Source organism: Halomonas chromatireducens, from assembly GCF_001545155.1.
Lineage (GTDB): Bacteria > Pseudomonadota > Gammaproteobacteria > Pseudomonadales > Halomonadaceae > Halomonas > Halomonas chromatireducens.
The window spans coordinates 1,931,200-1,955,078 of sequence record NZ_CP014226.1; the positions used below are offsets into that span (position 1 = coordinate 1,931,200).

General features: G+C 62.7%; 20 protein-coding genes and 1 pseudogene. 6 read left to right on the forward strand and 15 right to left on the reverse strand.

Translation table 11 applies throughout. The features are described 5' to 3' along the window. Positions 1-84 precede the first annotated feature (84 nt). Together LOKO_RS08925 and LOKO_RS08930 are read left to right on the forward strand one after the other, a co-directional pair. Entirely contained in the window at positions 85-735 is a 651-nt protein-coding gene (locus LOKO_RS08925; protein ID WP_066447911.1) for a LuxR C-terminal-related transcriptional regulator, read from the forward strand. Positions 736-835: 100 nt separating this feature from the next. After that, on the forward strand, positions 836-2,086 hold the full coding sequence (locus tag LOKO_RS08930) for a PQQ-dependent sugar dehydrogenase (RefSeq protein ID WP_066447914.1): 1,251 nt from the start codon (positions 836-838) through the stop codon (positions 2,084-2,086). Positions 2,087-2,150: 64 nt separating this feature from the next. On the opposite strand, the gene LOKO_RS08935 is transcribed toward LOKO_RS08930, so the two are convergent. From LOKO_RS08935 to puuE, 12 genes and pseudogenes are all read right to left on the reverse strand, one after another. After that, entirely contained in the window at positions 2,151-3,503 is a 1,353-nt protein-coding gene (locus LOKO_RS08935) for a hybrid sensor histidine kinase/response regulator (RefSeq protein ID WP_066447920.1), read from the reverse strand. Further along, positions 3,481-4,668, reverse strand: coding sequence for a nitric oxide-sensing protein NosP (gene nosP, locus LOKO_RS08940; protein ID WP_066447923.1), 1,188 nt, complete (start codon positions 4,666-4,668; stop codon positions 3,481-3,483). Before nosP ends, LOKO_RS08935 begins: the two co-directional genes overlap by 23 nt. A gap of 78 nt (positions 4,669-4,746) precedes the next feature. Then, entirely contained in the window at positions 4,747-6,930 is a 2,184-nt protein-coding gene (locus LOKO_RS08945) for an ATP-binding protein (protein WP_235588985.1), read from the reverse strand. A 25-nt stretch (positions 6,931-6,955) separates the two neighbouring features. Then, positions 6,956-7,363 carry a putative pterin-binding protein gene (locus LOKO_RS08950; protein ID WP_235588986.1) on the reverse strand — a complete coding sequence of 136 codons (408 nt, stop codon included), beginning with the start codon at positions 7,361-7,363 and terminating at the stop codon, positions 6,956-6,958. Between the two features lie 193 nt (positions 7,364-7,556). Next, a pseudogene (locus tag LOKO_RS08955) lies at positions 7,557-7,718 on the reverse strand (pyruvate kinase); the annotation flags it as partial. Then, positions 7,715-9,034: a glycerate kinase type-2 family protein gene (locus LOKO_RS08960; protein ID WP_066447935.1), complete on the reverse strand. Its 1,320-nt coding sequence runs from the start codon at positions 9,032-9,034 to the stop codon at positions 7,715-7,717. The gene LOKO_RS08960 and the pseudogene LOKO_RS08955, both read right to left, overlap by 4 nt. 233 nt (positions 9,035-9,267) lie before the next feature. Continuing rightward, complete coding sequence (locus LOKO_RS08965) at positions 9,268-10,152, reverse strand: 2-hydroxy-3-oxopropionate reductase (protein WP_066447936.1); 885 nt, start codon at positions 10,150-10,152, stop codon at positions 9,268-9,270. Positions 10,153-10,357: 205 nt separating this feature from the next. Further along, entirely contained in the window at positions 10,358-11,134 is a 777-nt protein-coding gene (hyi, locus tag LOKO_RS08970) for a hydroxypyruvate isomerase (protein ID WP_066447938.1), read from the reverse strand. Between the two features lie 178 nt (positions 11,135-11,312). Beyond that, positions 11,313-13,088, reverse strand: a complete 1,776-nt coding sequence (gene gcl / locus LOKO_RS08975; protein WP_066447943.1) for a glyoxylate carboligase — start codon at positions 13,086-13,088, stop codon at positions 11,313-11,315. A gap of 198 nt (positions 13,089-13,286) precedes the next feature. Next, complete coding sequence (locus LOKO_RS08980; RefSeq protein WP_066447945.1) at positions 13,287-13,775, reverse strand: ureidoglycolate lyase; 489 nt, start codon at positions 13,773-13,775, stop codon at positions 13,287-13,289. 168 nt (positions 13,776-13,943) lie between these two features. Continuing rightward, the gene (locus LOKO_RS08985) at positions 13,944-14,777 is read right to left on the reverse strand and encodes a bifunctional allantoicase/(S)-ureidoglycine aminohydrolase (RefSeq protein WP_066447947.1); all 834 of its coding nucleotides are present in this window, start codon (positions 14,775-14,777) and stop codon (positions 13,944-13,946) included. A 207-nt stretch (positions 14,778-14,984) separates the two neighbouring features. Next, positions 14,985-15,917 carry an allantoinase PuuE gene (gene puuE, locus LOKO_RS08990; protein WP_066447949.1) on the reverse strand — a complete coding sequence of 311 codons (933 nt, stop codon included), beginning with the start codon at positions 15,915-15,917 and terminating at the stop codon, positions 14,985-14,987. A gap of 593 nt (positions 15,918-16,510) precedes the next feature. Here puuE and LOKO_RS08995 point away from each other — a divergent pair. Both LOKO_RS08995 and LOKO_RS09000 read left to right on the forward strand, forming a co-directional pair. Beyond that, positions 16,511-17,278, forward strand: coding sequence for an aspartate/glutamate racemase family protein (locus LOKO_RS08995; RefSeq protein WP_066447952.1), 768 nt, complete (start codon positions 16,511-16,513; stop codon positions 17,276-17,278). Between the two features lie 142 nt (positions 17,279-17,420). Further along, on the forward strand, positions 17,421-18,749 hold the full coding sequence (locus LOKO_RS09000; protein WP_066452300.1) for an NCS1 family transporter: 1,329 nt from the start codon (positions 17,421-17,423) through the stop codon (positions 18,747-18,749). 83 nt (positions 18,750-18,832) lie between these two features. Here LOKO_RS09000 and LOKO_RS09005 read toward each other — a convergent pair whose 3' ends face one another. The 3 genes from LOKO_RS09005 to uraH form a co-directional block, all read right to left on the reverse strand. Beyond that, entirely contained in the window at positions 18,833-19,579 is a 747-nt protein-coding gene (locus LOKO_RS09005; RefSeq protein WP_066447955.1) for a GntR family transcriptional regulator, read from the reverse strand. A gap of 135 nt (positions 19,580-19,714) precedes the next feature. Beyond that, positions 19,715-20,923, reverse strand: a complete 1,209-nt coding sequence (locus LOKO_RS09010; RefSeq protein WP_066447958.1) for a urate hydroxylase PuuD — start codon at positions 20,921-20,923, stop codon at positions 19,715-19,717. 70 nt (positions 20,924-20,993) lie between these two features. Further along, complete coding sequence (gene uraH / locus LOKO_RS09015; protein ID WP_066447962.1) at positions 20,994-21,347, reverse strand: hydroxyisourate hydrolase; 354 nt, start codon at positions 21,345-21,347, stop codon at positions 20,994-20,996. A gap of 171 nt (positions 21,348-21,518) precedes the next feature. Here uraH and uraD point away from each other — a divergent pair, with 171 nt between their 5' ends. Both uraD and LOKO_RS09025 read left to right on the forward strand, forming a co-directional pair. Then, positions 21,519-22,046, forward strand: a complete 528-nt coding sequence (gene uraD, locus LOKO_RS09020) for a 2-oxo-4-hydroxy-4-carboxy-5-ureidoimidazoline decarboxylase (RefSeq protein ID WP_066447966.1) — start codon at positions 21,519-21,521, stop codon at positions 22,044-22,046. 359 nt (positions 22,047-22,405) lie between these two features. Then, positions 22,406-23,797, forward strand: a complete 1,392-nt coding sequence (locus tag LOKO_RS09025; protein ID WP_066447971.1) for a uracil-xanthine permease family protein — start codon at positions 22,406-22,408, stop codon at positions 23,795-23,797. Positions 23,798-23,879 lie beyond the last annotated feature (82 nt).

Sequence of the window (23,879 nt, forward strand, 5' to 3'; positions counted from 1 at the left end):
GTATTGGTCAGCAAGGGAAAGTAAGACATACTCCCGACGCAGGAGACGGGCTCGTTCCTTGGTAGGAGATAACAGGAGAGACCCATGTATACCCTGATGGTCGCCGATGATCATCCGCTGTTCCGAGATGCCCTTTGCGCCGTGATCGATGCGGGGCTGCCCGGCTGCCAACTGCTTCAGGCAGACAGCCTTTCGGCCGCGCTGCAACAGGCGGAGGGTCGCGAGGATCTGGACCTGCTTTTGCTTGACCTGGGGCTGCCCGATTCGGAAGGGTTAGCCGGTCTGACCCGCCTACGTGCCACATATCCCCAACTACCGGTGGCGATCATATCGGCAGAGCAAGACAGGCGTATCGTACTGGATGCCATCGGCCAGGGAGCGGTAGGCTACATCCCCAAGTCCACTCCCCGTGCTGCTCTCCTCGACGCCTTGACCCATATGCTGGCAGGACAGGTCTACCTACCCCCCGACATCATGCGTCGCCCGCCCACCACCCCTGCCCGACGCCAGCCGGAAGCCGCTATTTCCGCCCATATCAGCTCGCTGACCGAGAAACAGCGCGAGGTGCTGGCCTTGATGGTGCGTGGCCACTCCAACAAGCGAATCGCCCGGGAGCTCGATATTGCGGAAACCACCGTCAAGACCCATGTCTCGGCGATCCTTCGTAAGCTCTCCGTCACCAGCAGGGTCCAGGCCATCGTGGCGGCCAGCGACTGGACATCTCCCAACGGCTGAGGTCGCCTTGAGGAACCCATGAGGCTTACCTACGCTGGGAAAAGTCCTGACCCTCCTGTGTCAGACAAGTCTTTTCCTCGCCAGCAAGGAGCCAAGCGATATGCATCTGCACGGACCCCACTCCCGGATTCGCTTTTCTCGCACGTCACTCAGCCTCGCCATCGCTGTCAGCCTTTCTGCAACCGGCCTGGCCAATGCCGACGTTCAGGTAACTGAAGAGGAAGTCACCACCGGGACGGAAACCGAAGAGTTCAATCTGCGGGTCACCCGAGTGGTCGGCGGCATCGAACACCCTTGGGCGGTAGCCTGGCTGCCCGATGAGCGCATGCTGGTCACCGCACGTCCCGGCCAACTCTATCTGGTCGACGGCGATGAAGTGACCGACGTCGGGAACCTGCCCAAGATCGATGCCGAAGAGGATCAACGCACCGCACCCGAAGGCGGCAACCAGGGTGGCCTGCTGGATGTCGCGGTGCATCCCGACTACGAGAACAATGGCTGGATCTATTTCACCTACTCCAGCCCGGGCGATGACGACTCGGTCATGGGCGACGAGGAGTACGGTACCGGCACGGCCCTGGCTCGCGCCCGGCTAAGCGACGACGGCAGCGAGCTGACCGACCTGGAGACGCTCTACGCCCAGGTGCCGCGCACAGCTCCCGGCCGCCACTACGGCTCGCGTATCGTTTTTCCCGGCGACGGCAGCGTGATGTTCTCCATTGGCGACCGCGGCATTCGCTACCCGTCTCAGGATCTCACCGACCCGGGTGGCTCGATCATTCGCTTGCATGAGGATGGCGGCGCCTTCGAGGGCAATCCCTTCATCGGCGTCGAGCCAGGCAACCTGCGCCCGGAGATATTCTCCTACGGCCATCGCAACAACCAGGGTCTGGCATTGCACCCCCAAACCGGTGCGCTGTGGGCCATAGACCACGGCCCCTCCGGCGGTGGGGAGCAGCTCTATATCGCTGAGCCCGGAAGTAACCACGGCTGGCCCCAGGTCTCCTTCGGTCGCGAATACGCCACCGACGAGTTCATCGGCATCGGCGAGGAGGCACCCGGCGTCAAGCCGCCGGTGCACGTATGGGACGACACCCTGGCGCCTTCGGGCCTGGCCTTCTATACCGGTGAGGAGTTCGCCGCCTGGCAGGGCAACCTGTTCGTCGGGGCCCTCTATGCCGAGCGACTCCACCGCCTGGTGCTGGAGGGTGATGAGATAGCCCACGAAGAGGCCCTGCTCGAGAACGAACTGGGGCGCATCCGCGACGTTCGCCAGGGACCGGATGGCCTGCTCTACGTGCTAACCGACGAGAGCGATGGCGGCCTTTATCGCATCGAGCCCGAGACCTGATACCTGCATGGCATCGATCAGCACCCTGCCCGCCCATGGAGCCTGGGCGGGCAGGCCGGGAAAATCAGCTAAGGTGGTGCAACAGAATCATTTTCAGTCGTAGCGGCTTCAGCGGCTTGAGCAAGCACTCGTGTCCCAGCTCCCGAGCACGGGCTTTCAGTGCCGCATCGTGGTTGGCGGTAATCACCACCACCGGCAGACCGGGGTGGCGCCGGCGCAGACTCGCCGCCACGGCCAGGCCGTCTGGCCCACCCTCCTCAAGATGGTAGTCCACCAAAAGCACATCGGCACTGTCCTCACCGACAAGGGCTTCGAGCTGAGCCAGCGATGCGGCCGTAACCACCCGGCAGCCCCACCCCCCCAGCAGGGCTGCCATTCCCTCGCGAATGGCAGCATCGTTATCAATTACCCAGGCTTTGGCACCTGAAAGGCTATCCAGCGCCTGACCACCCACTGACGGCGCTGATGCTCGTGGCGCTCGCTCCCGGGTCGGTCCATACGGCACACGCACCGAGAACAGCGAGCCCTTACCCATCTGGGAGACAAGTCGCAGCGGGTGACCCAGCATACCGCTGATACGATCGACGATGGCAAGCCCCAGCCCCAGTCCCCTATCCTGTTCGCTCGACTCAACGCCGAAGCGGCGAAACTCCAGGAAGATTGCCTCGCGCTGAGTCTCGTCGATGCCGGGCCCCGTGTCACCTACCATGATTTCCAGACCATCGGCTCGATGCCGGCAGCCCAGCAGGATACGACCCTGTGGGGTGTAGCGAATCGCGTTGGCCAGGAAGTTGCGCACGACCCGCGCCAGCAATGCCATGTCCGACTCGATAATGGCATCGCTGTGGACGTAGCGCAGCTCAAGCCCTTGCGCCGCAGCCATTTGACGGTACTCTTCGGCCAGCACATCGAGCAGTTGGTCGATGGGGAAAGGTGCAATGTCGGGCTGCAGCACGCCTGCGTCCAGTCGGGAAATATCCACCAGCGTGCCGAGCAGCGCTTCGACCCCCTTGAGCGAGCGACCGATGTGTCCGACCAGCCGGTGCGAATCATCAGGGAGCGCGTGCTCATCCAGCGCGCTGGCAAACAGCCGTGCTGCATTGAGTGGCTGCAGCAGATCATGGCTGACGGCTGCCAGAAACTTGGTCTTGGAGAGATTGGCGGCCTCGGCCTCGGCCTTGGCCCGGTGGAGTTCGACCAGCGCCTGCTGCAGCGCGTCGGTGCGCTCCCGCACCTGCTCGGCCAGCAGTACCGAGTGCTCGAAGGAGGCATAGGGGGCGCCACCGGCCACCCCGCCGGACTCGACCCGTTCGATCAACGACGCACAGATGCGCCTCAGCCGAGCGTTCTCTTCATGCAGAGCACGTTCCCTTTCCTGCCACTCATCGGGGAGCTCAGGCGGTTGGAACAGATCCAATGGCGACTCCGGTGAGCGTCTGGTTGATGTGCATGCCGTGGTGCTGCTCCCCATAGGTATTGAAGCCGACGACACCCGCCTGCCCCAGCAGCTTCGAGGCCTCATCAACCTGGCCCAGCGCCTCGAGTTCGAGTCGCCTCAGGAAGCAGTCGCAGCCCAGGATCAGGGCTGGCTCACCCAGCCGTTCGCGCAGCCCATCGAGTGTCAGCTGCAGGTCTTCGAGCAGCGGTGCCGGCTGCATTGCCGTCAGCACGATGCCGTTCTCCACCGCGCAGTAGAAACTGAGGCTGCCATCCTCGTTGGCACCCTGGATCGAGCGCACATAGTGCTGTTCACCTATGCGTACTGCCAGGGGATGGCTGGCAAAGATTGCCGGATTCAGGGACGTGACCGGCTGCCCCACCAGACGAGCGTACTCCGCCGCCGCCGGTGCTGCGTTGAGCTCCAGCCCCCGGCGTCGTTCACAGTCAGCTCGTGTTACCACCAGCTTCTCCCGACGCGGGCGCAGGTGATGGGTGGTAAACACCTCGAAGGGCAAGCGAGTCTGGAACATCACCACCACCGCCGACTCACTGTGAAAACGGCCATCGCTGTAGACATGGGTATACGCCAGGCGGTTGTCGTCACCCGCCGAGCCACCAAAGCTGGGGATACTACCCAGTGCCGTATCCAGCGTGGCCAGCACCTGCTCCTCGCTGCTTGAAAGGCCGTCGAGCAAGGTGAGTACGAAACGCTGCCCCCCCTCCAGTGCCGACGATGCCTGTCGGCACGACTCGAGCAGCTCGCCAGTCAGGCGCTGTGCCTGCAGCAGCCCGAAGCTCTCCAGGTCGTCGATCAGAGTATGTGCAACGGCGAAGGCACGACGATCAAAGCCGATGGCCACGATGCAGCCACGGCAATAACCTGCGGGCGTGATCTCCCCAGCCGTGGTGCAACCGGAAACGGGTATGCCCTGGAAAGCCGCATCCATTGCCGGCCCCAGCGCCTCGAGCGAGTACTCCGCGCTACAGAAGAACAGCACAAAGCCAAGCTCGGCGTGAAGCAACTGGCTGGCCAGCTCTCGCGTGGCCTCGCCAGGCTCGCGCCGGGCACTGTACGCGGTACCAACTGGTGAAAGAGCAGAGTCATCCCCTGTCTCGGTGGCGTCGACGGCAAGCAGATCCATGGCGACCTCGGCGGGTGTTTCCTGCAGTTTAGGCTTCCCCAGGGGGCGGCTACAACGCAGGCCGTCGATCGCCAGCCCTTACCTGGTCAGATCGCCGGATGCGGTCTGCTCCGAGAGCCACCGCTCGAGTTCTTCGAGCGTCACGGGGATCAGGGCGTGGAGTATCTGCAATTGCTCCGCGGCCTCTCCCCGGCGATCATGATGAGCCAGCGTTTCCAGGCGTTGGGCAACGGCAGCCAGCTTCCGGGCACCCAGGCTGGCCGACTCTCCCTTGACGCTGTGGGCTGAAGCTTCCAGGAGTCTCATGTCGCCCTGGTCAAGGGCGTCTTGCATGCTGCGGCGATGCACTTCCAACTGGTCTCGATGCACGCTCATCAAGGTCGCCACCATCGCCTCACCCAGTGAGTCCAGCAGCTCGGCCAAGGCTTGGTCATCAAGTTCCGCAGTGGCAGAAATACTGACCTCATCTTCCGCCGATACCGGCAGCGTGCGGCGCAGGCACGCCGCCAGCTCCGAGCGCAGCAGCGGCTTGGTCAGGTAGTCGTTCATTCCGGCATCCAGGCAGCGTGCCCGCTCGGCCCCGGGGCCACCGGCGGTCATTGCCACGACGGGCACCCTGCCGCACCACCCCCCTTTCGCCCGCAGGCGTTGCACGGTTTCCAAGCCGTCCATGTCAGGCATTTGCACGTCCATGAAGATGAGATCAAACGACTCTCGCTCCGCGGCTTCCAAGGCCTCTTGACCACTACCCGCCAACTTGAGGTGGCAGCCGAAGCGCTCCAGCATCGCTACCGCCACCTGCTGATTGACAGGATTGTCCTCCACCACCAGCACGTTGCCACTGAGTGTGGGCATGGTGAATGGTCGCGACTCCTCACGCTCCACTTCATTTTCGCCATCAGCCGGCTCGAGAGGCAGCTCGATCCAGAATCGACTGCCCTCGCCGGGCCGACTGTCAACACCGATCTCCCCGCCCATGGCATCGGTCAGTCGACGGCAGATGGCCAGACCCAGTCCGGTGCCCCCATAGCGTCGCGCCGTGGAAGCGTCCGCCTGGCGAAACGGCTCGAAGAGACGCTCTTGCTGGTCCTCGGCAATACCGGGTCCCGTATCGCACACTGCAAGGCAGAGTCGACCGTTATCCGCCGCCTTCGCTTCGATGACCACTTCGCCGCGCTCGGTAAACTTGATGGCATTGGCGATCAAGTTAAGTAGCACCTGCCTCAGCCGAGCGGGATCCCCCATGACTTGCGCCGGCAGCGTCGGTGAGAGATGGCTTTCCAGCTTGAGGCCCTTGGCCTCGGCACGCGGCGCAAAAAGCCGGCAAGCATCGTCGATTAACGCTGCCAGCCGAACCGGCCGGTGCTCCAGTTCAAGCTTGCCGGATTCGATCTTGGAAAAGTCCAGAATATCGTTGATCAACCCCAGCAAGCGTCCGGCACTGGCATGAAGCGTACTGACATACTCCTGTGAACGAGGATCCAGCGGCTGGTCCATGAGCAGATCGCTCATGCCGATGACGCCATTGAGCGGGGTGCGTATCTCATGGCTTACCGTGGCAAGAAACTCCGACTTGGCCCTGCTGGCCGACTCGGCCTGCCGGGCCGTCCCCTGAAGCTCACGGCTCAATGTCTCCAGCGAGCGCCGCGCCACCGCATTGTCGCGGGCCTCCCGCACCAGAAAGATGATCACCAGAAGCCCGGCCAGACTCATGGCCAGGATCAAGGCCAGCAATAGCACGTAGAGCGTTTGCAGCACCTCCCGGTCACGAGTCGCCGCTTCGGCAAGTAACCCATTAATGGCGATGACAAGCTGCTCGGTATGGGCACTGAGTGCTCCCAGCCTGACGTCGAGTAACTCGCGTGCCGACTCATCCAGCTGATCCAGCGCCTTGAGCCCGTCATCAAACCGATCCATCTTTTCGTCGAGCTCGGGCAGCAGTCGAAATGCCGTGGGACTGTAATGGTACAGAGAGGAGATATCAGCTCGACGCACCTGATTGAAGCGACTGTAGAGCAGCTCAAAGCGCAGCATGAGTGCATCCAGCGATTCGCCACTGCCAGTCCCGCTGGCCAGATCACTGCGCAGCTGAACCATATCGCGATCGAGCTTGTAGGCGTGCCACGAGGCGTCCGCACCCACGTTCTGGTAGAGGCCTTCCTGCCGCCAGGCAGCCAGGCCCACCACCACCAGGGCAGCAGTGAAGAAGAGCAGGGCGGCCATGGCACCCAGCTTCAGCCGGAGGGGGTGTCGCAGCACCATTCTCTTGCCTCCGCCTCAGTGCTGCTCAGGGAACATGGATCGTGCCCACGTGCCAGACTGAGCGAAAGCGAATGGTCTCGTTGAGCAGCTCAGGATGGTCATCGAAAGGATAGAGGAGGAAAGCCGGACCGAGGTCGCGGACGGCAATGGGTTCTCCGTCACGCTGGATGGCCAGGATCACATCGTATTCATGAAAGTCCGATACCGGCACCTTGGCCTCGAAAGCATCCAATGCACGCACTTGTACATGCTCTGCATCAGCGCCCGCTGCATCGAGAACGGCACGGGCCAGCGGCCCCTCGAAACGCCCCACCCCTTCGGTCCAGGGAGTGGTCGTTTCAACCACCACCGGAGAAAGGGACATCAGCATGGCACGGTCAAGGTGCAACTCGTCGCCGACATTGACATGAGCAATGTCGCCTGTCAGCCGCAACAGGACATCCCCTTCCGGGGGCGGGAAGGGTTCAGCCTTCGTCAGGACCGAAAAAGGCAGCAGGCAGAGGGCACACAGATAACGACATCGGCTCGTCAGCAACATCTCGGCAGTCCGAATTGGCCGGTTTGACAAACAAGATTACGCGAAATGCACTGAAAGGTCAGGTGAGAAAGGATAAGCCGGGGAACTGGTCGTCGGGCGAACCGTGGGAGAAGTTGAGGCGCACCACGTCGACGCCGGCCTCGATCATCGCTTCCAGCACGCCGTCGCGGTCGCTGGCCGGACCCAGGGTGGCGACGATCTTGGTGCGACGAATTGGGTCATGGATGGGGGCATGGGGGGGAAGCGTCATGATGTCCTCGGCAAGACCAGAATGGCACGGAAGTCGTTGACGTTGGTTCGAGTCGGCCCGGTAACGATAAGCCGGTCCAGCGCCTGAAAGAAAGTATACGCGTCGTTGCGCGACAAGTACTCGGCGGGATCGAGGCCGAGCTCCCTGGCGCGGATCCAGTCGTCGGGACCGAACAGCGCACCGGCGTTGTCCTCGGAGCCGTCGATGCCATCGGTGTCGATGGCCAGTGCATGGATGCCCCGGGCGCCTTCAAGGGCTTCGAAGAGCCCCAGCAGGTACTCCACGTTACGCCCTCCCCGGCCGCCTCCCTTGACCGTGACACTGGTCTCGCCACCGGAGAGGATCAGCCGTGGCCCACCGCTCTCGGCGGGCGCATCCAGCGCCAGGCGCGCCCGGCCCCGGCCCAGCTCGCGAGCTTCGCCTTCCAGGTCGTCCCCCAGCACGCTCACCGTGACACCGGCGGCCTCGGCGGCCTGTCTGGCTGCATCCAGGGCGTCGTTGGCTCGAGCCAGCATCACACTGTCGTCGCGGACGAAAGCGTCATCCTGCGGTGAGGGGGCGTCACAACTCTCCTGCAGGTGGCGGCGCACGCTGTCGGGAATGGCAATGGCGTACTGCTCGAGCACCGCCAGGGCATCCGCCGGCGTCGAGCTGTCGGGCAGGGTCGGCCCTGAGGCGATCAGCGACGCCTCGTCCCCCGGCACGTCGGAAATCAGCCAGCTCACCACCTGGGCCGGATGCGCGGCCACCGCCAGGCGACCACCCTTGATCGCGGAGAGGTGGCGTCGCACGGTATTGATCTGGCTGATCGGCGCACCACAGCGCAGCAGGGCATGGTTGATGGCCTGCTTCTCGGCCAGGGAAATGCCTTCTGCCGGCAGCGTCATCAAGGCGGAGCCGCCACCTGAGATCAGTGCGATGACGCGATCATCCTCGGTGAGTTCCTCGACCGCCTCGAGCATGCGCCGGGCCGCTTTCTCGCCCAGGTCGTCGGGCATCGGGTGCGACGCCTCGAGCACCTCGATGGTCGAGCACTCGGCGTCCAGCCCTTGAAGGCCATGCGCGTAGCGGGTCACCACCAGGCCGGAGAGCGGCGCCTCGGGGCAGCGATCCTGCCAGGCACGCTCCAGGGCGGCCGCCATGGCAGCGGCGGCCTTGCCGGCACCGACCACCACGGTGCGCCCCGGCGGTGGGTCGGGCAGCAGGTCGGCCACCAGCGTATCCGGGTGAACGGCTGCAACGGCGACATCGGCAAGCCGCCGCAACCAGGCCGCTACGTCCATGGCAGGATCGAAGGGGGGCAGAGCAGTATTCATGGGGCACCTCGCAGCGGGCGATAGGCTTCGACGGTAGCAGCAGAAACAGAGTGAAAAAAGCCCGACGACGGGCGGGTTCCAGCCGGGGATCCCGCCGTCGGGTCAAGGGCCACCAGGGGCGGCCATGTGATGGGCGACGACCCGACGCCCATCAGGAGGGAAGCACCGACTGCATGTCTGCGCGACGGGCACACGGCTTGCCGTGCCAGTGGATGCTTCCCTGGTACGGTCGTTCAGCTGCCGACTTCATGGTCGGCCAGCGACTCGAGCGCTCTCAGGATACCGGCGTGGTCCCAGTCGGCGCCGCCCTGGGCGGCACAGGCCTGGAACAGCTGCTGGGCGTTGGCCGTGCCCGGGAGCGCCAGGTTGAGGCTACGTGCCCCTTCCAGCGCCAGGTTGAGGTCCTTCTGGTGCAGCTTGATCTTGAAGCCCGGATCGAAGGTGCGCTTGATCATGCGCTCGCCGTGGAGATCGAGGATCTTCGACTGAGCCAGGCCGCCGAGCAGCGACTCACGCACCTTGGCCACATCGGCGCCCGCCTTCGAGGCGAACAGCAGGCCCTCAGCCACCGCCTCGATGGTCAGCGCCACCACGATCTGGTTGGCCACCTTGCAGGTCTGGCCGGCACCATGGCCGCCGATATGGGTGATCGTCTTGCCCATCACCTCGAGGATCGGCAGGGCGCGGGTGAAGCCCTCTTCGGTGGCGCCAACCATGATAGTCAGGGCCGCGTTGATGGCCCCGCCCTCGCCGCCGGATACCGGCGCGTCCACGTATTCGCCGCCGGCTTCGGTAATGCGCTTGGCGAAGCCCTGGGTGGCGATGGGGGCGATGGAACTCATGTCGATCACCAGGGTGCCCGGCTTCAGGCCCTCGATGACGCCGCCCTCTCCGAACAGCACCTCCTCCACGTCCGGTGTATCCGGCACCATGGTGATGATGATCTCGCAGGCCTCGGCCACCGCCTTGGGATTATCGAGCTCCTGCATGCCCTTGCTGGCCAGGGGCTCGTCCAGGGTGCCGCGCTTGACGGTGGACAGCGTATGGCCGGCGTCCAGCAGATGCCCCGCCATGGGGCGGCCCATGATGCCAAGGCCAATGAAACCGATCTTGCTCATGATAGTTCTCCTGTCAGCTTGTCATTATGAACTTTGAGTTAGCCTTCACTTGCGACTCATCCGAAGAGATGAGCGCCGGGGGCAAGTCGTAGCGAGGGTCATTTGCCAGGGATGGCAAATGTAGCGCCCAGGGATGGGTTCACAGCGCCCTCGCGGAGGCTTACCGCCGGAACAGCTCATCGCTGCTGGGTGACGCACGCCCAAGTCAGCGGACGCTATCCAGCCAGCCCAGCCCTTCTTTTGTCGTAGTGGCCGGCTTGTATTCCCAGCCGATCCAGCCGTCGTAGCCCAACCGGTCGAGGTGAGAGAAGAGGAACGGGTAGTTGATCTCTCCGGTGCCCGGCTCGTGCCGTCCCGGGTTATCGGCCAGCTGCACGTGGGCGATGCGATCCAGGTGCTTTTCCATGGTCGGCGCCAGATCACCCTCCATGATCTGCATGTGATAGATGTCGTACTGCAGCTTCAGGTTGGCACTGCCCACCTCGTCGAAGATCGATAGCGCCTGCTCGGTGCGGTTGAGGAAAAAGCCGGGGATGTCGCGGGTGTTGATCGGCTCGGCCAGCAGCAGGATACCGGCGGCCTCGAGCTTTCCCGCTGCATACCGGAGGTTTTCCACCAGGGTGCGACGCGCCTGCTCCAGGCTTACGCCCCGGGGCTGGATGCCGGCGAGGCAGTTGACCTGCTTGCAGCCAAGGGCAGTGGCGTAGTCGATAGCCTTGTCGACACCGGCACGGAACTCCTCGACGCGATCCGGATGGCAGGCAATACCTCGCTCGCCGGCGGCCCAGTCGCCGGCCGGCAGGTTGTGCAGCACCTGGGTCAGGCCGTTGGCGTCCAATCGAGACTTGATCTCGGCCGGCGTGTAGTCATAGGGGAAGAGGTACTCGACGCCCTTGAAGCCCGCATCGGCGGCGGCCTTGAAGCGATCGAGGAACGCCTCCTCGGTGAACAGCATGCTGAGATTGGCGGCAAACTTGGGCATAACGGTCTCCTCTGGGTCGTTAGTCTTATTTGTGGGCGAATCCGACGACAGGTCCCGGGGCGCCGGACCGTCGATGAGGCGCTGTGAATACATCCCTGTACGCTACCGATTCCTTCCCTGGAATCGGACCTCCTCTACGACCTGTCCCCGGCGCCCCTCCTCGCGTCCTGTGTATCTATCAAGTGAGGGCGCTGATCGAGGTCGGCGCATCCGCCTGGTTCTCGGCCAGAGCCTCGAACTCGTTGATGCCATCCAGGTCGGTTCCCATGGCGATGTTGGTCACCCGCTCCAGGATGATCTCGACCACCACCGGCACCCGGTGCTCGGCCATCAGCTCGCGGGCCCTGGTGAAGGCGGGGGCGATCTCGTCGGGCCGGGTCACGCGCAGCGCCTTGCAACCGAGCCCCTCGACGACAGAGACGTGATCCACGCCGTAGTCGTTGATCTCCGGGCAGTTGATGTTCTCGAACGAGAGCTGCACGCAGTAGTCCATGTCGAAGCCGCGCTGGGCCTGGCGGATCAGCCCCAGGTAGGAGTTGTTCACCAGCACATGGATATAGGGCAGCTTGAACTGCGCCCCCACCGCCAGTTCCTCGACCATGAACTGGAAATCGTAGTCGCCCGAGAGCGCGACCACCTGGGCGTCCGGGTCGGCACGGCAGACGCCGAGAGCCGCGGGGATGGTCCAGCCCAGCGGGCCCGCCTGGCCGCAGTTGATCCAGTGCCGCGGCTTGTAGGTATGGAGGAACTGTGCCCCCGCAATCTGTGACAGACCAATAGTACTGACATAGCGGGTATTCTTGCCGAATACACGGTTCATTTCCTCGTAGACCCGCTGCGGCTTGACCGGCACCTCGTCGAAGTGGGTCTTGCGCAGCAAGGTGCGCTTGCGCTCCTGGCACTCCTCGGCCCAGCTACTGCGATCCTTCAGCTTGCCTGCCGCCTTCATCTCGCTCGCCACCTCGATGAAGAGTTCAAGCGCCGCCTTGGCGTCGGAAACGATGCCGTAGTCGGGGCCGAAGATGCGACCGATCTGGGTCGGCTCGATATCCACGTGGACGAACTTCCGCCCTTCCGTATAGGTCTCGAGGTTGCCGGTGTGGCGGTTGGCCCAGCGGTTGCCGATACCCATCACGAAATCCGACGCCAGCAGGGTGGCATTGCCGTAGCGATGCGAGGTCTGCAGGCCGACCATGCCCGCCATCAGCGGATGATCGTCCGGGATGGTGCCCCAGCCCATCAGCGTCGGGATCACCGGCACGCCGGTCAGCTCGGCAAATTCGGTCAGCAGGTCGCTGGCATCGGCATTGATGATACCGCCACCGGCCACGAGCAGCGGGCGCTCGGCCTCATTGAGCATGGCGATGGCCTTCTCGACCTGGGCGCGCGAGGCGCTGGGCTTGTAGGCCGGCAGCGGCTCATAGGTGTCGGGATCGAACTCGATCTCGGTCATCTGCACGTCGATGGGCAGGTCGATCAGCACGGGCCCCGGGCGCGAGGAACGCATCAACTGGAAGGCCTGCTGGAAGACGCGCGGCACCTGGGCTGGCTCCAGCACGGTGACGGCCCACTTGGTGACCGGACCGGCAATCGCCTGGATGTCCACTGCCTGGAAATCTTCCTTGTGCAGCTTGGCCCGCGGCGCCTGGCCGGTAATGCACAGGATCGGAATCGAGTCGGCGGTGGCCGAATAGAGACCGGTGATCATGTCGGTGCCGGCAGGGCCGGGGGGACCGATGCAGACCCCGATATTGCCGGCCTTGGTCCGGGTGTAGCCCTCGGCCATATGCGAGGCGCCCTCGACGTGTCGGGCCAGCAGATGATCGATACCGCCAACCTTGCGCATGGCGGCATAGAAGGGATTGATGGCGGCACCAGGCACACCGAAGGCAACGTCGATGCCTTCCTTCCTGAGCACGTGAATGGCGGCTTCTGCGGCGGTCATACGAGCCATGATGATTCCTCCAGTGAGGGGCGTTGTTCTTAGTGGAAATTGTTTTTGGAAAATATTTCTGTATACCGAGATTAGGCTCCGCCTAGCCTGCCGTCAATATTTTGTGGAAACAATTTTCATAAAATTGCCTGAATACAAAAAAGCCCAAGTAACATCAGTTACTTGGGCCATCATAGCCTTATCAAAAACCGCCGATAATCAGTCGGCGGTGATGCGCAGCGCCAGCGGGAACTCGTCGCAGTTGTTACCCTCACCGCCACGGTCGACGACCAGGAACTCCCCCTGTCGCTCGAGCACCGATTGGATCGCATGCCAGGTCCCGGCTCGATAGTTCACTCCCTGGCGGCCATCTGTGACGAAGGCGCGCACCTCGTCCGGGTCGATGGTCTCCCCCGGCGGGGCCACCACGATCACGAAACGCTCCTCGTGCAGCGGCATGAAGGCCTGGCTGCCCTGGGGATGACGCTCCAGGAAGTCGAGTTCGAGCGGGAGCTCAATGGGCTCGCTGACGAAGATACTGATCAGCGCCCGAGCCTGCTCACCGAGGGTTTCGACCTTCGCCAGGTCGTGGTAACGACGGGTGCGCCCGGCGTTGATGTGAAAATAGTCGGCCGTGCGCGTGTCGATGACGTCGCCGAAGGCCGCGAAGGCTTCCGGCGTCAGCGGCTCGGCTTTGAGTTCCAGCATATTGCCCCCTTAAAGGTTTTCTCGGCAGTCGACCTGAATCACTAGGGCTGTTCCGGCGACAGGCCTACGAGGAGGCGCTGTAAACCCCTCCCTGGGCGCTACATTTGCCATCCCTGGCAAATGACCTCCTCTTCGGCCTGCCCCCGGCGCCCCTAGCGATCAGTGTTTTCAACGAGCCCCGATCTGCAGCGCCGGGTGGCGATTCACATCCTTGTAAAGCAGATAGCGGAACGGCCCAGGGCCACCGGCATAGCAGGCCTGGGGACAAAAGGCGCGCAGCCACATGAAATCGCCGGCCTCGACCTCGACCCAGTCCTGGTTGAGGTGATAGACCGCCTTGCCCTCCAGTACGTAGAGACCGTGCTCCATGACATGGGTCTCGTCGAAGGGGATCACGGCGCCGGGCTGGAAGGTTACGATGTTGACGTGCATGTCATGGCGTACGTCGGCCGGGTCGACGAAGCGAGTGGTGGCCCAACGCTCGTCGGTGTCCGGCATCGGCGTCGGCGCGATATCGTTCTCGTTGACCACGAACGCCTCCGGCACCTCGATGCCCTCGACGAACTCATAGGCCTTGCGCACCCAGTGGAAGCGCACCGGGGCATCGGACTCGTTGTGCAGCTGCCAGTGGCTGCCCGGCGGCAGGAAGGCGTAGCCACCTGCGGTCATGTGGTGGCGCTCGCCGGCCAGGGTCAGGGTCATCTCCCCTTCCACCACGAACAGCACGCCCTCGGCGGCCGGGTCGAGTTCGGGCTTGTCGCTACCGCCCCCCGGCGACACCTCCATGATGTACTGGCAGAAGGTCTCGGCAAAGCCGGAGAGCGGCCGTGCCAGCACCCATAGGCGAGTGTTGTGCCAGAACGGCAGATTGCTGGTGACGATATCACCGAACACCCCCTTGGGGATCACGGCGTAGGCCTCGGTAAAAACCGCTCGGTCCGAAAGCAGCTGGGTCTGGGGCGGATGTCCACCTCGGGGGGCGTAATAAGTGCGTTGGCTCATGATGCGTCCTGAAAGATTGCCAAAGATAGCGCTCAAGCTATCGTGACGGGTGCGTCTCTCGGGGCTAAACCGTCGACAGGCCTTCGAGGAGGCGCTGTGAACCCCTCCCTGGGCGCTACCTTCGCCATCCATGGCGAAGGACCTCCTCTACGGCCTGTCCCCGGCGCCCCTCGTAAAGCAGCCAGGCTGTCCTGTCGGGGTTCGACGTCAGCGCGCCGGCGCGGGGTGGTGCTCGGCCCAGTGCCGCGCGATATCCACGCGTCGCGTGACCCAGACCCGGTCGTGGGCCTCGATATGGTCGAGGAACCGCTGCAGGGCACGGAATCGGCCGGGGCGGCCCAGCAGCCGGCAGTGCATGCCCACCGAGAGCATTTTCGGCGACTCCTCCCCTTCCGCATAGAGCACGTCGAAGGCGTCGCGCAGGTAGCTGAAGAAATGGTCGGCAGTGTTGAAGCCCTGGGGCGCGGCGAAGCGCATGTCGTTGCTGTCCAGGGTATAGGGCACGATCAGGTGATCGTGTTCGCGACCCTGGCTATCCGCCTGGCGAGTCCAGAACGGCAGGTCGTCTCCATAGTAGTCACTGTCATAGAGGAAGCCACCCTCGTCGAGCACCAGCCGGCGGGTGTTGGGGCTGTCGCGGCCGGTGTACCAGCCCAGCGGCTTCTCGCCATAGAGGCGCTGGAAAATCTCCATCGCCTGCTGCAGATGCTCACGCTCGACGTGCTCAGGCACGTCCTGATAATGGATCCAGCGATAGCCGTGGCAGGCGATCTCGTGCCCCAGCTCCTTGAAGGCCTGGGCCACTTCCGGGTGACGCTCCAGCGCCATGGCGACGCCGAACACCGTCAGCGGCAGGCCGCGCCGCTCGAATTCGCGCAGGATGCGCCAGACCCCGGCCCGGGAGCCATATTCGTAGATTGACTCCATGCTCAGGTGGCGGTCGGGAAACGAAGGGGCACCGATGATCTCGGATAGGAACTGCTCGGACCCCGAATCGCCATGCAGGACGCAATTCTCGCCGCCCTCTTCGTAGTTGAGCACGAACTGTACGGCGATCTTCGCCTTGCCGGGCCAGTTGGCATGGGGGGGCGTACGGCCATAGCCGATCAAGTCGCGGGGATAATCACTGCTTACGCTCATCAAGGACGTTCCTCTTGTTCTTTCTGGCTTGTTCTTTATCTCTAGCCCTTCCTGGCTCGCTCTTCCTGCCTCACGGGGCCAAGGCGCTGCCTGGCAACATCATGATGCGACAATTAATGTATACAATGTCAAAGTATACTGTACCCACTCCTATTGCAAGGCATCGGCACCAACCTATTGAAGGGCCATTGGAGCCATGACATCTGGAACCGCTGCCGCTCTTACTCCTCATAGCATTAGCTTTTGTATACAAAAAATCAAGGCAACGTACTCGCTATCTACCTATATCGCCGAATGCACCCGTCCCCTCTCAGCGCAGGCTGACGACTGGCGTCACCACCCGGACAATAGTGTATACAACACCTTCTCCACATGGTCGTCAATGCCCTATGTCCTTTCAGAAATACGACCTAGGTCTAACGGTCAGAAAACGCTGAAATTCCCGCATTAATAGAATAAACATTTGTTTTTGAACAATAAAAATCCATGATCAGCACATCGACGAAATGCTTGCGTACACGACGCCGCCCGTCTATCTTGTGTACAAAGACATTTCATTTTGTTCACAACAAAATTTCACCGTGGAGCTCCCGATGCAGATACGCGTCATCAACCCCAACACTACCCTGGCCATGACCAGGAAAATTGGCGAGGCCGCCCAGCGCATTGCCGCGCCAGGCACACAGATTGTCGCCACCCAGCCCACCAGCGGCCCGGTTTCCATCGAGAGCCACTTCGACGAGGCGATCAGCGCCGTCGGCGTGCTGGAAGAGGTCATGGCCGGAGAGCGCGAGGGGGCGGACGCCTATGTCATCGCCTGCTTCGGCGACCCGGGGCTGCTGGCCGCCCGTGAGCTGACCCGTGCGCCGGTGATCGGAATCGCCGAGGCGGCCTTCCACATGGCCGCCATGATCAGCACTCGCTTTTCCGTCGTCACCACCCTGGGACGCACCGGCATCATCGCCGAGCACCTGCTGGAGCAGTACGGCTTTCGCCATCACTGCCGGCGGGTCCGCGCCGCCGAGGTACCGGTACTGGACCTGGAAGAGAACGGCGAGATGGCACTGAACCGCATCATCGACGAGTGTCGCCGGGCCCGCGACGAGGACAACATCGGGGCCATCGTGCTCGGCTGTGGCGGCATGGCCGACCTGACCGAGGAGATCGGCCAGGCGGTGGGGCTTCCCGTCATAGAGGGCGTTACCGCCGCCGTGAAGCTGGCCGAGGCGGTGGTCGGCCTGGGGCTTGGCACCAGCAAGCATGGCGACCTGGCCTTTCCCAGACCCAAGGCCTTTACCGGCCAGTTCGAGCACTTCTCCGGCCTGACACCCATCGGCCGGACACTCCCCAAGCAAGAGTAATCACCACAGAAAGCCGCCTGCGAAATAGTGGCCCTGTACGGCACGGACGACCGACAACGATAAATTTGGCAAACATCCTTGCGAGGACACAATAATGAGCGATCCGACAGCAAAGGCGCAGCCCGCCGCCCCGGACATCTCTATGGGCACGACAGTTGGCGTCACCAAGGCGCCGGGGGACGAAAGCCTGGCCCCACAGCATACCCGTATCATGGGACGCCCCTCCTACTTCCTGGCCTGGTTCGGCGGATGCGTATCGATCGGCACCTTCGCCATGGGCTCCAGCGTGGTGGGCACACTGAACCTGATACAAGCGACGCTGGCGATTGCCATCGGCTGCTTCGTGATCGGCATCGCGCTCGCCATCAATGGTGCAGCCGGCTACAAGTATGGCATTCCCTTCATGGTCCAGGCGCGCAGCGCCTTCGGCTTTGCCGGCACGCGCATACCCGGCCTGGTCCGAGCCGTACCCGCCATCGTCTGGTACGGCTTCCAGAGCTGGATCGGGGCCGGCGCGCTGAACATGGTGTCGGCCACCCTGTTCGGCTTCGACAACCTGATATTCTACTTCATCACCTTCCAGTTCCTGCAGATCGGCCTCTCGGTGATGGGCTTCCAGGGCATCAAGTGGCTGGAGAACATCGGCAGCGTCTTCATCCTCGCCTCGCTGACCTACATGTTCTATGCCACGGTACAACGCTATGGCGATGAGCTTTCCGCCAACCTGCTGACCATGGAAGGTTCCTGGGGCATGCCGTTCTGGGGCGCCACCATGCTGTTCCTGGGTATCTACAGCACCATGATGCTCAACGTCAGCGACTACTCCCGCGAGCACAAGAAAGGAACCGGCCCAGGCCTGCTGACCACTATCTACGCCATGTCGATCCTGCCCTGCACCATGTTCATGGGCCTGATCGGCTACATGGTCTCGGAAGCCACCGGCACCGCCGACCCCATCCAGGTCTTCGCCAATGCCGTGGACAACACCCCGCTGCTGATGACCACCCTGCTGTTCATCGCCTTCGCCCAGGTCACCACCAACGTACTCAACAACGTGGTGCCGCCGACCTATGTGCTGATGGACGTGTTCAAGCTGAAATTCCCCATCGCCACCGTGATCGTCGGGCTGCTGGCCTTCGCCACCTTCCCCTGGAAGCTGGTGCAGCCGGAATCCGCCGCCGGCCTGCAGCTGTTCGTGCAGACCTACTCCGCCTTCCTCGGCCCGATCTTCGCCATCCTGGTCGTCGACTACTACATCATTCGTCGCCGCACCCTGGATATCGGCAAGCTGTATGACGAGACCGGTCCCTACCAGGGCGTCAACTATGCCGCACTGATCGCCACCGCCGTCGGCATCGTGTCCGCCCTGACCTTCTCAGCCGTCTCCTGGTACGCCAGCCTGATCCCCGCCGGCATCACCTACTACCTGTTGATGCAGCACTGGGGCCCCTGCCAGCGCTTCCGCCAATAACGCCACGCAAGCGCAAACGCCAGCGCCCCGGACACATGATCCGGGGCGCTGGCGTTGGTAAGAGCAAAAGGCAACGCATTGGCTCAGCTGCCGAAGATGCTCTGCAGGTCCGGCGCTTCGGCCTCTTCCTCGACGATGGAGAGCGATGCCTCGATTTCCTTGAGATGGTGGCTCATGAAGGCGCGGGCCCCCTCGCCGTCACCCGCCTCCAGGTAGCGGATCAGGTCGTCATGATCGTGAGATTCGCAGCCCAGGTTGCCGGGGTTGCCGTAGACCGCCAGGATCAGCGAGGAGCGAGAGCAGAGCCGGCCGACGAAGGCGGCCAGAGTACCATTGCCGGAAAGCGCCGCCAGGCGTTCGTGAAAGGCCGCAGAGAGCTTGATTGCCGAACTCTGCTCCCCGGCGCTCAGTGCTTCGCGTTCGCGGCTGGCCATGGAACGCAGTTCCTCGATATCCGCTTCGCTGATGCGCCGCGCCACTTCCGGCATCAGCCCGCACTCGACCATCTGGCGGGCATCGAAGACCTCCCTGGCTTCATCGGCAGTGGGGCGAGTCACGCTCGCGCCACGACGTGGCGTCAATGTAACCAGTTGCTCCAGGGCCAGGCGCTGAAGAATCTTGCGGATACCGGTACGGCTGATACCAAACACCTCGGCCAGGGCATCCTCGCGCAGCCGTGCCCCGGGCCTGAGTCGGTGCTCGATGATAGCGTCACTGATAGAGCGATAGATCGTCTCGTGGCGCTCGGCGCCATCGCCGTTCTTGCCCAGACGTCGAGGGGGGGGCTGACCCGACGCTTCACCATCGGCAAGGCTTTGCCGCTGATTCATGGTATCCCTCCTTGTATGCCCATTAATGGCAATCATTGTATACGCATTGCGGGTCGACAATGAACCTGGCTGAAACGCCCACAGCCCGCCATAAGGCGGGCTGTGGGTCGATCGCAGAAAGAAGCGACTACCGGGTCATTCCGACCAGGCGGCGATGGTCTCGCGCTCCTCGTCGGTCATGCCGGTCATGTTGCCCAACGGCATGTACTTGCTGGCCACCACCTGCTGAATCTGGCTCTTCTGGCGCAGGATCTGGTCCTCGGTATCATAGGCGACACCGGCCGGCGGAGCAGAAAAGCCTGGCTGCGTCGGCTCACGGGAGTGGCAGGCCACACAGTGCTGATCGATCAGGGCGTGAACCTCGTCGAACTCGGGACCATCGGCTGCCGTATCCCTGTCCGTCGCCGCGGTCTGCCCGGCAGGTGCCGCCAGCCAGAACGCCACCAGAATCAGTGCCACCCCCGCCGCAGGGTACGCTGGCTGGATCTTTCCTGCATGCATCAGCACGAAGAACTGGCGGATCAACGCACCGGCAAAGATAAACAGCGACATCAAGATCCAGGCGTGCTCATGGCTGTAGATGAACGAGTAGTGGTTGCTGATCATCAGCAGCACCACCGGCAGGGTGAAGTAGGTGTTATGCACCGAGCGCTGCTTGCCGCGCTTGCCGTCGAGCGGATTGGGCGTCTCGCCCGCCTTCATGGCGTTGACCATGCGGCGCTGGCCGGGAATGATCCAGAAGAACACGTTGGCCGACATGGCGGTTGCCATCACCGCACCGGTCAGCAGGAAAGCCGCTCGGCCGGAGAACATCTGCACGCTCAGATAGGCCACCACCACCATCATCACCGCCACCGCGATGCTGAGCACCCCGTCACGGGTCATGTTGGGACTGATGCGCTTGCAAAGCTCGTTGTAGACGACCCAGCCGCCGGCCAGGAATACGAGCGCCAGCACGTTGGCCTGCCAGCCGCTCATGTTCGCGGCCCACTCCCAGTTGGCATTGGGGTTCACCAGGTAGAAGCCCGGGTTGAACATATAGAGGGTGACGAATAGCGCAAATCCCGACAGCCAGGTGGTGTAGGACTTCCAGAACGACCAGTGCAAGTCGTCGGGCAGCTTGGCCGGGGCCGTGGCATATTTCTGGTTGTGATAGAAACCGCCCCCATGGACGGCCCACATTTCGCCGAATACACCCTTCTCGCGATCTTCAGCGGCCTTGGGCTTCTTCAGGCCATTGTCCAGCATGACGAAGTAGATCGACTCGCCGATCCACGCGATGGCCGCGATGACGTGTAGCCAACGCAGCATGAAATTGACGAACTCCAACAGGTAAGCTTGCATTGAGGGGGTCTCTATCAGTGTTGTTGTTCAGCGCCTGGTACCGAAGCGCAGCCATAGACTCAGCGCTTCCCTAGCTGCCTCGGTAGGTGGAATAACCATACGGCGACAGCAGCAGCGGTACATGATAGTGCTGTGACGCATCGGCCACGCCAAAACGCAGCGGTATCACGTCCAGGAAGCGGGGCTCATCAGCTGCCACACCCTGGCGTCGCAGATAGGCACCGGCATGAAAGACCAGCTCGTACTCACCGGCCAGGAAGTCGTCTCCTTCCAGAATCGGCGCATCGCAGCGACCATCATCATTGGTCACGACACGCTTGAGACGAGTGCGCTGCTCGCCTTCCAGCCGATAGACCGCTATCTCGATCCCCTCGCCGGGCTGGCCCTTCGCAGTATCAAGAACATGCGTTGTCAGTCGTCCCATCGGTTTCTCCCATGCTTGGCTGGCGATGCCACCTCAGGCGGTGCATCATGGTAACTGCAATGCTGAAGACAGTTTTAGCTCTTTTGATGGTACATTTCAAAATTTTTTTGTATACACTTTCCGTAAGGCTATATCAGGCCGATCCCCCGACCACCATTGCGGAGTCCCCCGATGAGCGACAAGACCCTCGAACCGCGCCCCAGCACCCTCGACCGCCAGGCATTCGTGGCACAGTATGGCGATATCTATGAACACTCTCCCTGGGTCGCCGACCTGACCTGGCAACAGGGCCTAGGCGACGAACAGGACACGCCGTCCGGGCTTGCCGAAGCCATGGGGCGGACGCTGCGAGAAGCATCGGCCGAAAAGCAGTTGGAAGTGATTCGTGCCCACCCCGACCTTGCCGGTAAGGCCGCCATTGCCGGCGAGCTGACCGATGACTCCACCCGCGAGCAGGCCGGTGCGGGACTCGACCAGTGCACCCCGGAAGAGATGGCGCGCTTCCAGCGACTGAACGACGCCTACAAGGCCCGCTTCGATTTTCCCTTCGTGATGGCCGTCAAGGGTAGCGACCGCCACGCTATCCTCGACGCCTTCGTGGCTCGTCTGGAGAACACGCCGGAGCAGGAGCGCCGCACCGCCATCGAGCAGATCAACCGCATCGCTCTCTTCCGCCTAGAAGCCCGCACCGAAGCATGATCTCACGCAGCGCCAGCAATACGCTGGCGCTGTAGCGCTTCCACCTGCCTTGGAATCGCCCGCCTACCTTCACCTCGCTCCCCGGCCGTCCTTCATGCCTGAGACCATCACGGCTCTTCTTTGCACGGCTGCTACGCAAGCGGAAATCGAAAGAATGGGTGGGAAAAATCAGACCCCAGAACATGACCAAATGGTCAGAATTGTGCTCATATCTTACTGTTTCAAATAGAAAATCGTCTATCTCAAAAAAAATAGTCACCTGCTGTCTTTCAAAACAGCATCGATTGTGTACATTTAATTAATGACTGTGCATCCAAAAACTAAACTTCTGGATACAATAACAAGCGTGAGAGCCTGACATGACCGACAACAATCTGTCTTCTTCACTGAAGAAACCATCGCGCACCATCAATCAGAATCCCGATGCCATGCCTCCGCTGGGCAAGGCAATCCCGCTGGGCATCCAGCATATCATGGCGATGTTCGCGGGAAACGTGACCCCACCTATCATCATCGCCGGCGTTATCGGCGCCACCACCGGTGAGCAGATCTTCCTGATCCAGGTGGCGCTCTTCGTGGCCGGCATCGCCACCCTGATCCAGACCATCGGCATGGGTCCCATCGGGGCCCGACTCCCCATTGTTCAGGGCACCAGCTTCGGCTTCCTGCCGGTGGCCCTGCCCCTGGCCGGCACTTTCGGTCTGGCTTCGGTGCTGGGCGCCTCCTTGATCGCCGGGCTGTTGCAGGTGGGCCTAGGCGCTTTCCTCAAGAAAATCCGACACTGGTTCTCCCCAGTGGTCACCGGCATCGTAGTACTCCTGATCGGTATTACCCTGATGCCGGTGGGCCTCAACTACGCCGCCGGTGGCGTCGGGGCCGATGACTTCGCCTCCCCCACCAACCTGGGCCTGGCACTGTTCGTGCTGGTGGTGACCATCGTCGTTCATCAGTTCGGCCGCGGCTTCCTCAAGGCCTCCTCCATCCTGGTAGGGCTGGTCAGCGGCTACCTGGTCGCCATCGCCCTCGGCATGGTGGACTTCTCCAGCGTCGGCAACGCCGCCTGGTTCGCCTTCCCCAAGCCCCTCCAGTACGGACTGGAGTTCCATCTGACCGCCATCATCGGCATGACCTTGATCATGTTTGTGGTAGGCCTGGAGACAATCGGTAATATCTCCGCCATCACCATCGGTGGCGCCGGCCGCCAGGCCAAGGATCGCGAACTATCCGGCGGCGTGATGGCCGACGGCGTGGCCACCTCTTTCGCCGCCGTCTTCAATACCCTGCCCAATACCGCCTACGCGCAGAATGTGGGCTTGATCACCCTGACCGGCGTGGTCAGCCGCCACGTGGTGACCATCGGCGGCATTCTGTTGATCTGCATGGGCCTGTTCCCGAAACTGGGCGGCCTGGTTGCGGCCATGCCCCACGCGGTGCTGGGCGGCGCCGGGGTCGTCATGTTCGGCATGATCGCCTCAGCCGGTATGAAGATCATCCAGGAGTGCGAGCTCAATCAGCGCGCCATGCTGATCATTGCCGTCGCCCTGAGCCTGGGCATCGGCCTGCCGGCAGTGGAGCAGATTGCCGAAACCATGCCCGGCCAGTTCGGCCTGCTGCTCAAGTCCGGCCTGGTGCCTGCCGCGCTGGCTGCGCTGCTGCTCGATGCAATCCTGCCGGGAAAGCCCAAGCGCGAGCCGATCGAGCCACAGGAGGCCATCGCTGCCAAGAGTGAAGAGGCTAAATCCAACCTCTGAGGCGTTACCCCACCGCCTCGCGAGATAACGCCGCCGGATGATCTCCGGCGGCGTTCTCATTGCAGAGTGAAGCGCTCGGATT

Coding starts and splice junctions, on each gene's coding strand:
- LOKO_RS08925 (WP_066447911.1), top strand. CDS start 85: ATGTATACCCTGATGGTCGCCGATGATCATCCGCTGTTCCGAGATGCC.
- LOKO_RS08930 (WP_066447914.1), top strand. CDS start 836: ATGCATCTGCACGGACCCCACTCCCGGATTCGCTTTTCTCGCACGTCA.
- nosP (WP_066447923.1), bottom strand. CDS start 4,668: ATGGATCTGCTTGCCGTCGACGCCACCGAGACAGGGGATGACTCTGCT.
- LOKO_RS08945 (WP_235588985.1), bottom strand. CDS start 6,930: ATGGTGCTGCGACACCCCCTCCGGCTGAAGCTGGGTGCCATGGCCGCC.
- LOKO_RS08960 (WP_066447935.1), bottom strand. CDS start 9,034: ATGAATACTGCTCTGCCCCCCTTCGATCCTGCCATGGACGTAGCGGCC.
- LOKO_RS08965 (WP_066447936.1), bottom strand. CDS start 10,152: ATGAGCAAGATCGGTTTCATTGGCCTTGGCATCATGGGCCGCCCCATG.
- hyi (WP_066447938.1), bottom strand. CDS start 11,134: ATGCCCAAGTTTGCCGCCAATCTCAGCATGCTGTTCACCGAGGAGGCG.
- gcl (WP_066447943.1), bottom strand. CDS start 13,088: ATGGCTCGTATGACCGCCGCAGAAGCCGCCATTCACGTGCTCAGGAAG.
- LOKO_RS08980 (WP_066447945.1), bottom strand. CDS start 13,775: ATGCTGGAACTCAAAGCCGAGCCGCTGACGCCGGAAGCCTTCGCGGCC.
- LOKO_RS08985 (WP_066447947.1), bottom strand. CDS start 14,777: ATGAGCCAACGCACTTATTACGCCCCCCGAGGTGGACATCCGCCCCAG.
- puuE (WP_066447949.1), bottom strand. CDS start 15,917: ATGAGCGTAAGCAGTGATTATCCCCGCGACTTGATCGGCTATGGCCGT.
- LOKO_RS08995 (WP_066447952.1), top strand. CDS start 16,511: ATGCAGATACGCGTCATCAACCCCAACACTACCCTGGCCATGACCAGG.
- LOKO_RS09000 (WP_066452300.1), top strand. CDS start 17,421: ATGGGCACGACAGTTGGCGTCACCAAGGCGCCGGGGGACGAAAGCCTG.
- LOKO_RS09005 (WP_066447955.1), bottom strand. CDS start 19,579: ATGAATCAGCGGCAAAGCCTTGCCGATGGTGAAGCGTCGGGTCAGCCC.
- LOKO_RS09010 (WP_066447958.1), bottom strand. CDS start 20,923: ATGCAAGCTTACCTGTTGGAGTTCGTCAATTTCATGCTGCGTTGGCTA.
- uraH (WP_066447962.1), bottom strand. CDS start 21,347: ATGGGACGACTGACAACGCATGTTCTTGATACTGCGAAGGGCCAGCCC.
- uraD (WP_066447966.1), top strand. CDS start 21,519: ATGAGCGACAAGACCCTCGAACCGCGCCCCAGCACCCTCGACCGCCAG.
- LOKO_RS09025 (WP_066447971.1), top strand. CDS start 22,406: ATGACCGACAACAATCTGTCTTCTTCACTGAAGAAACCATCGCGCACC.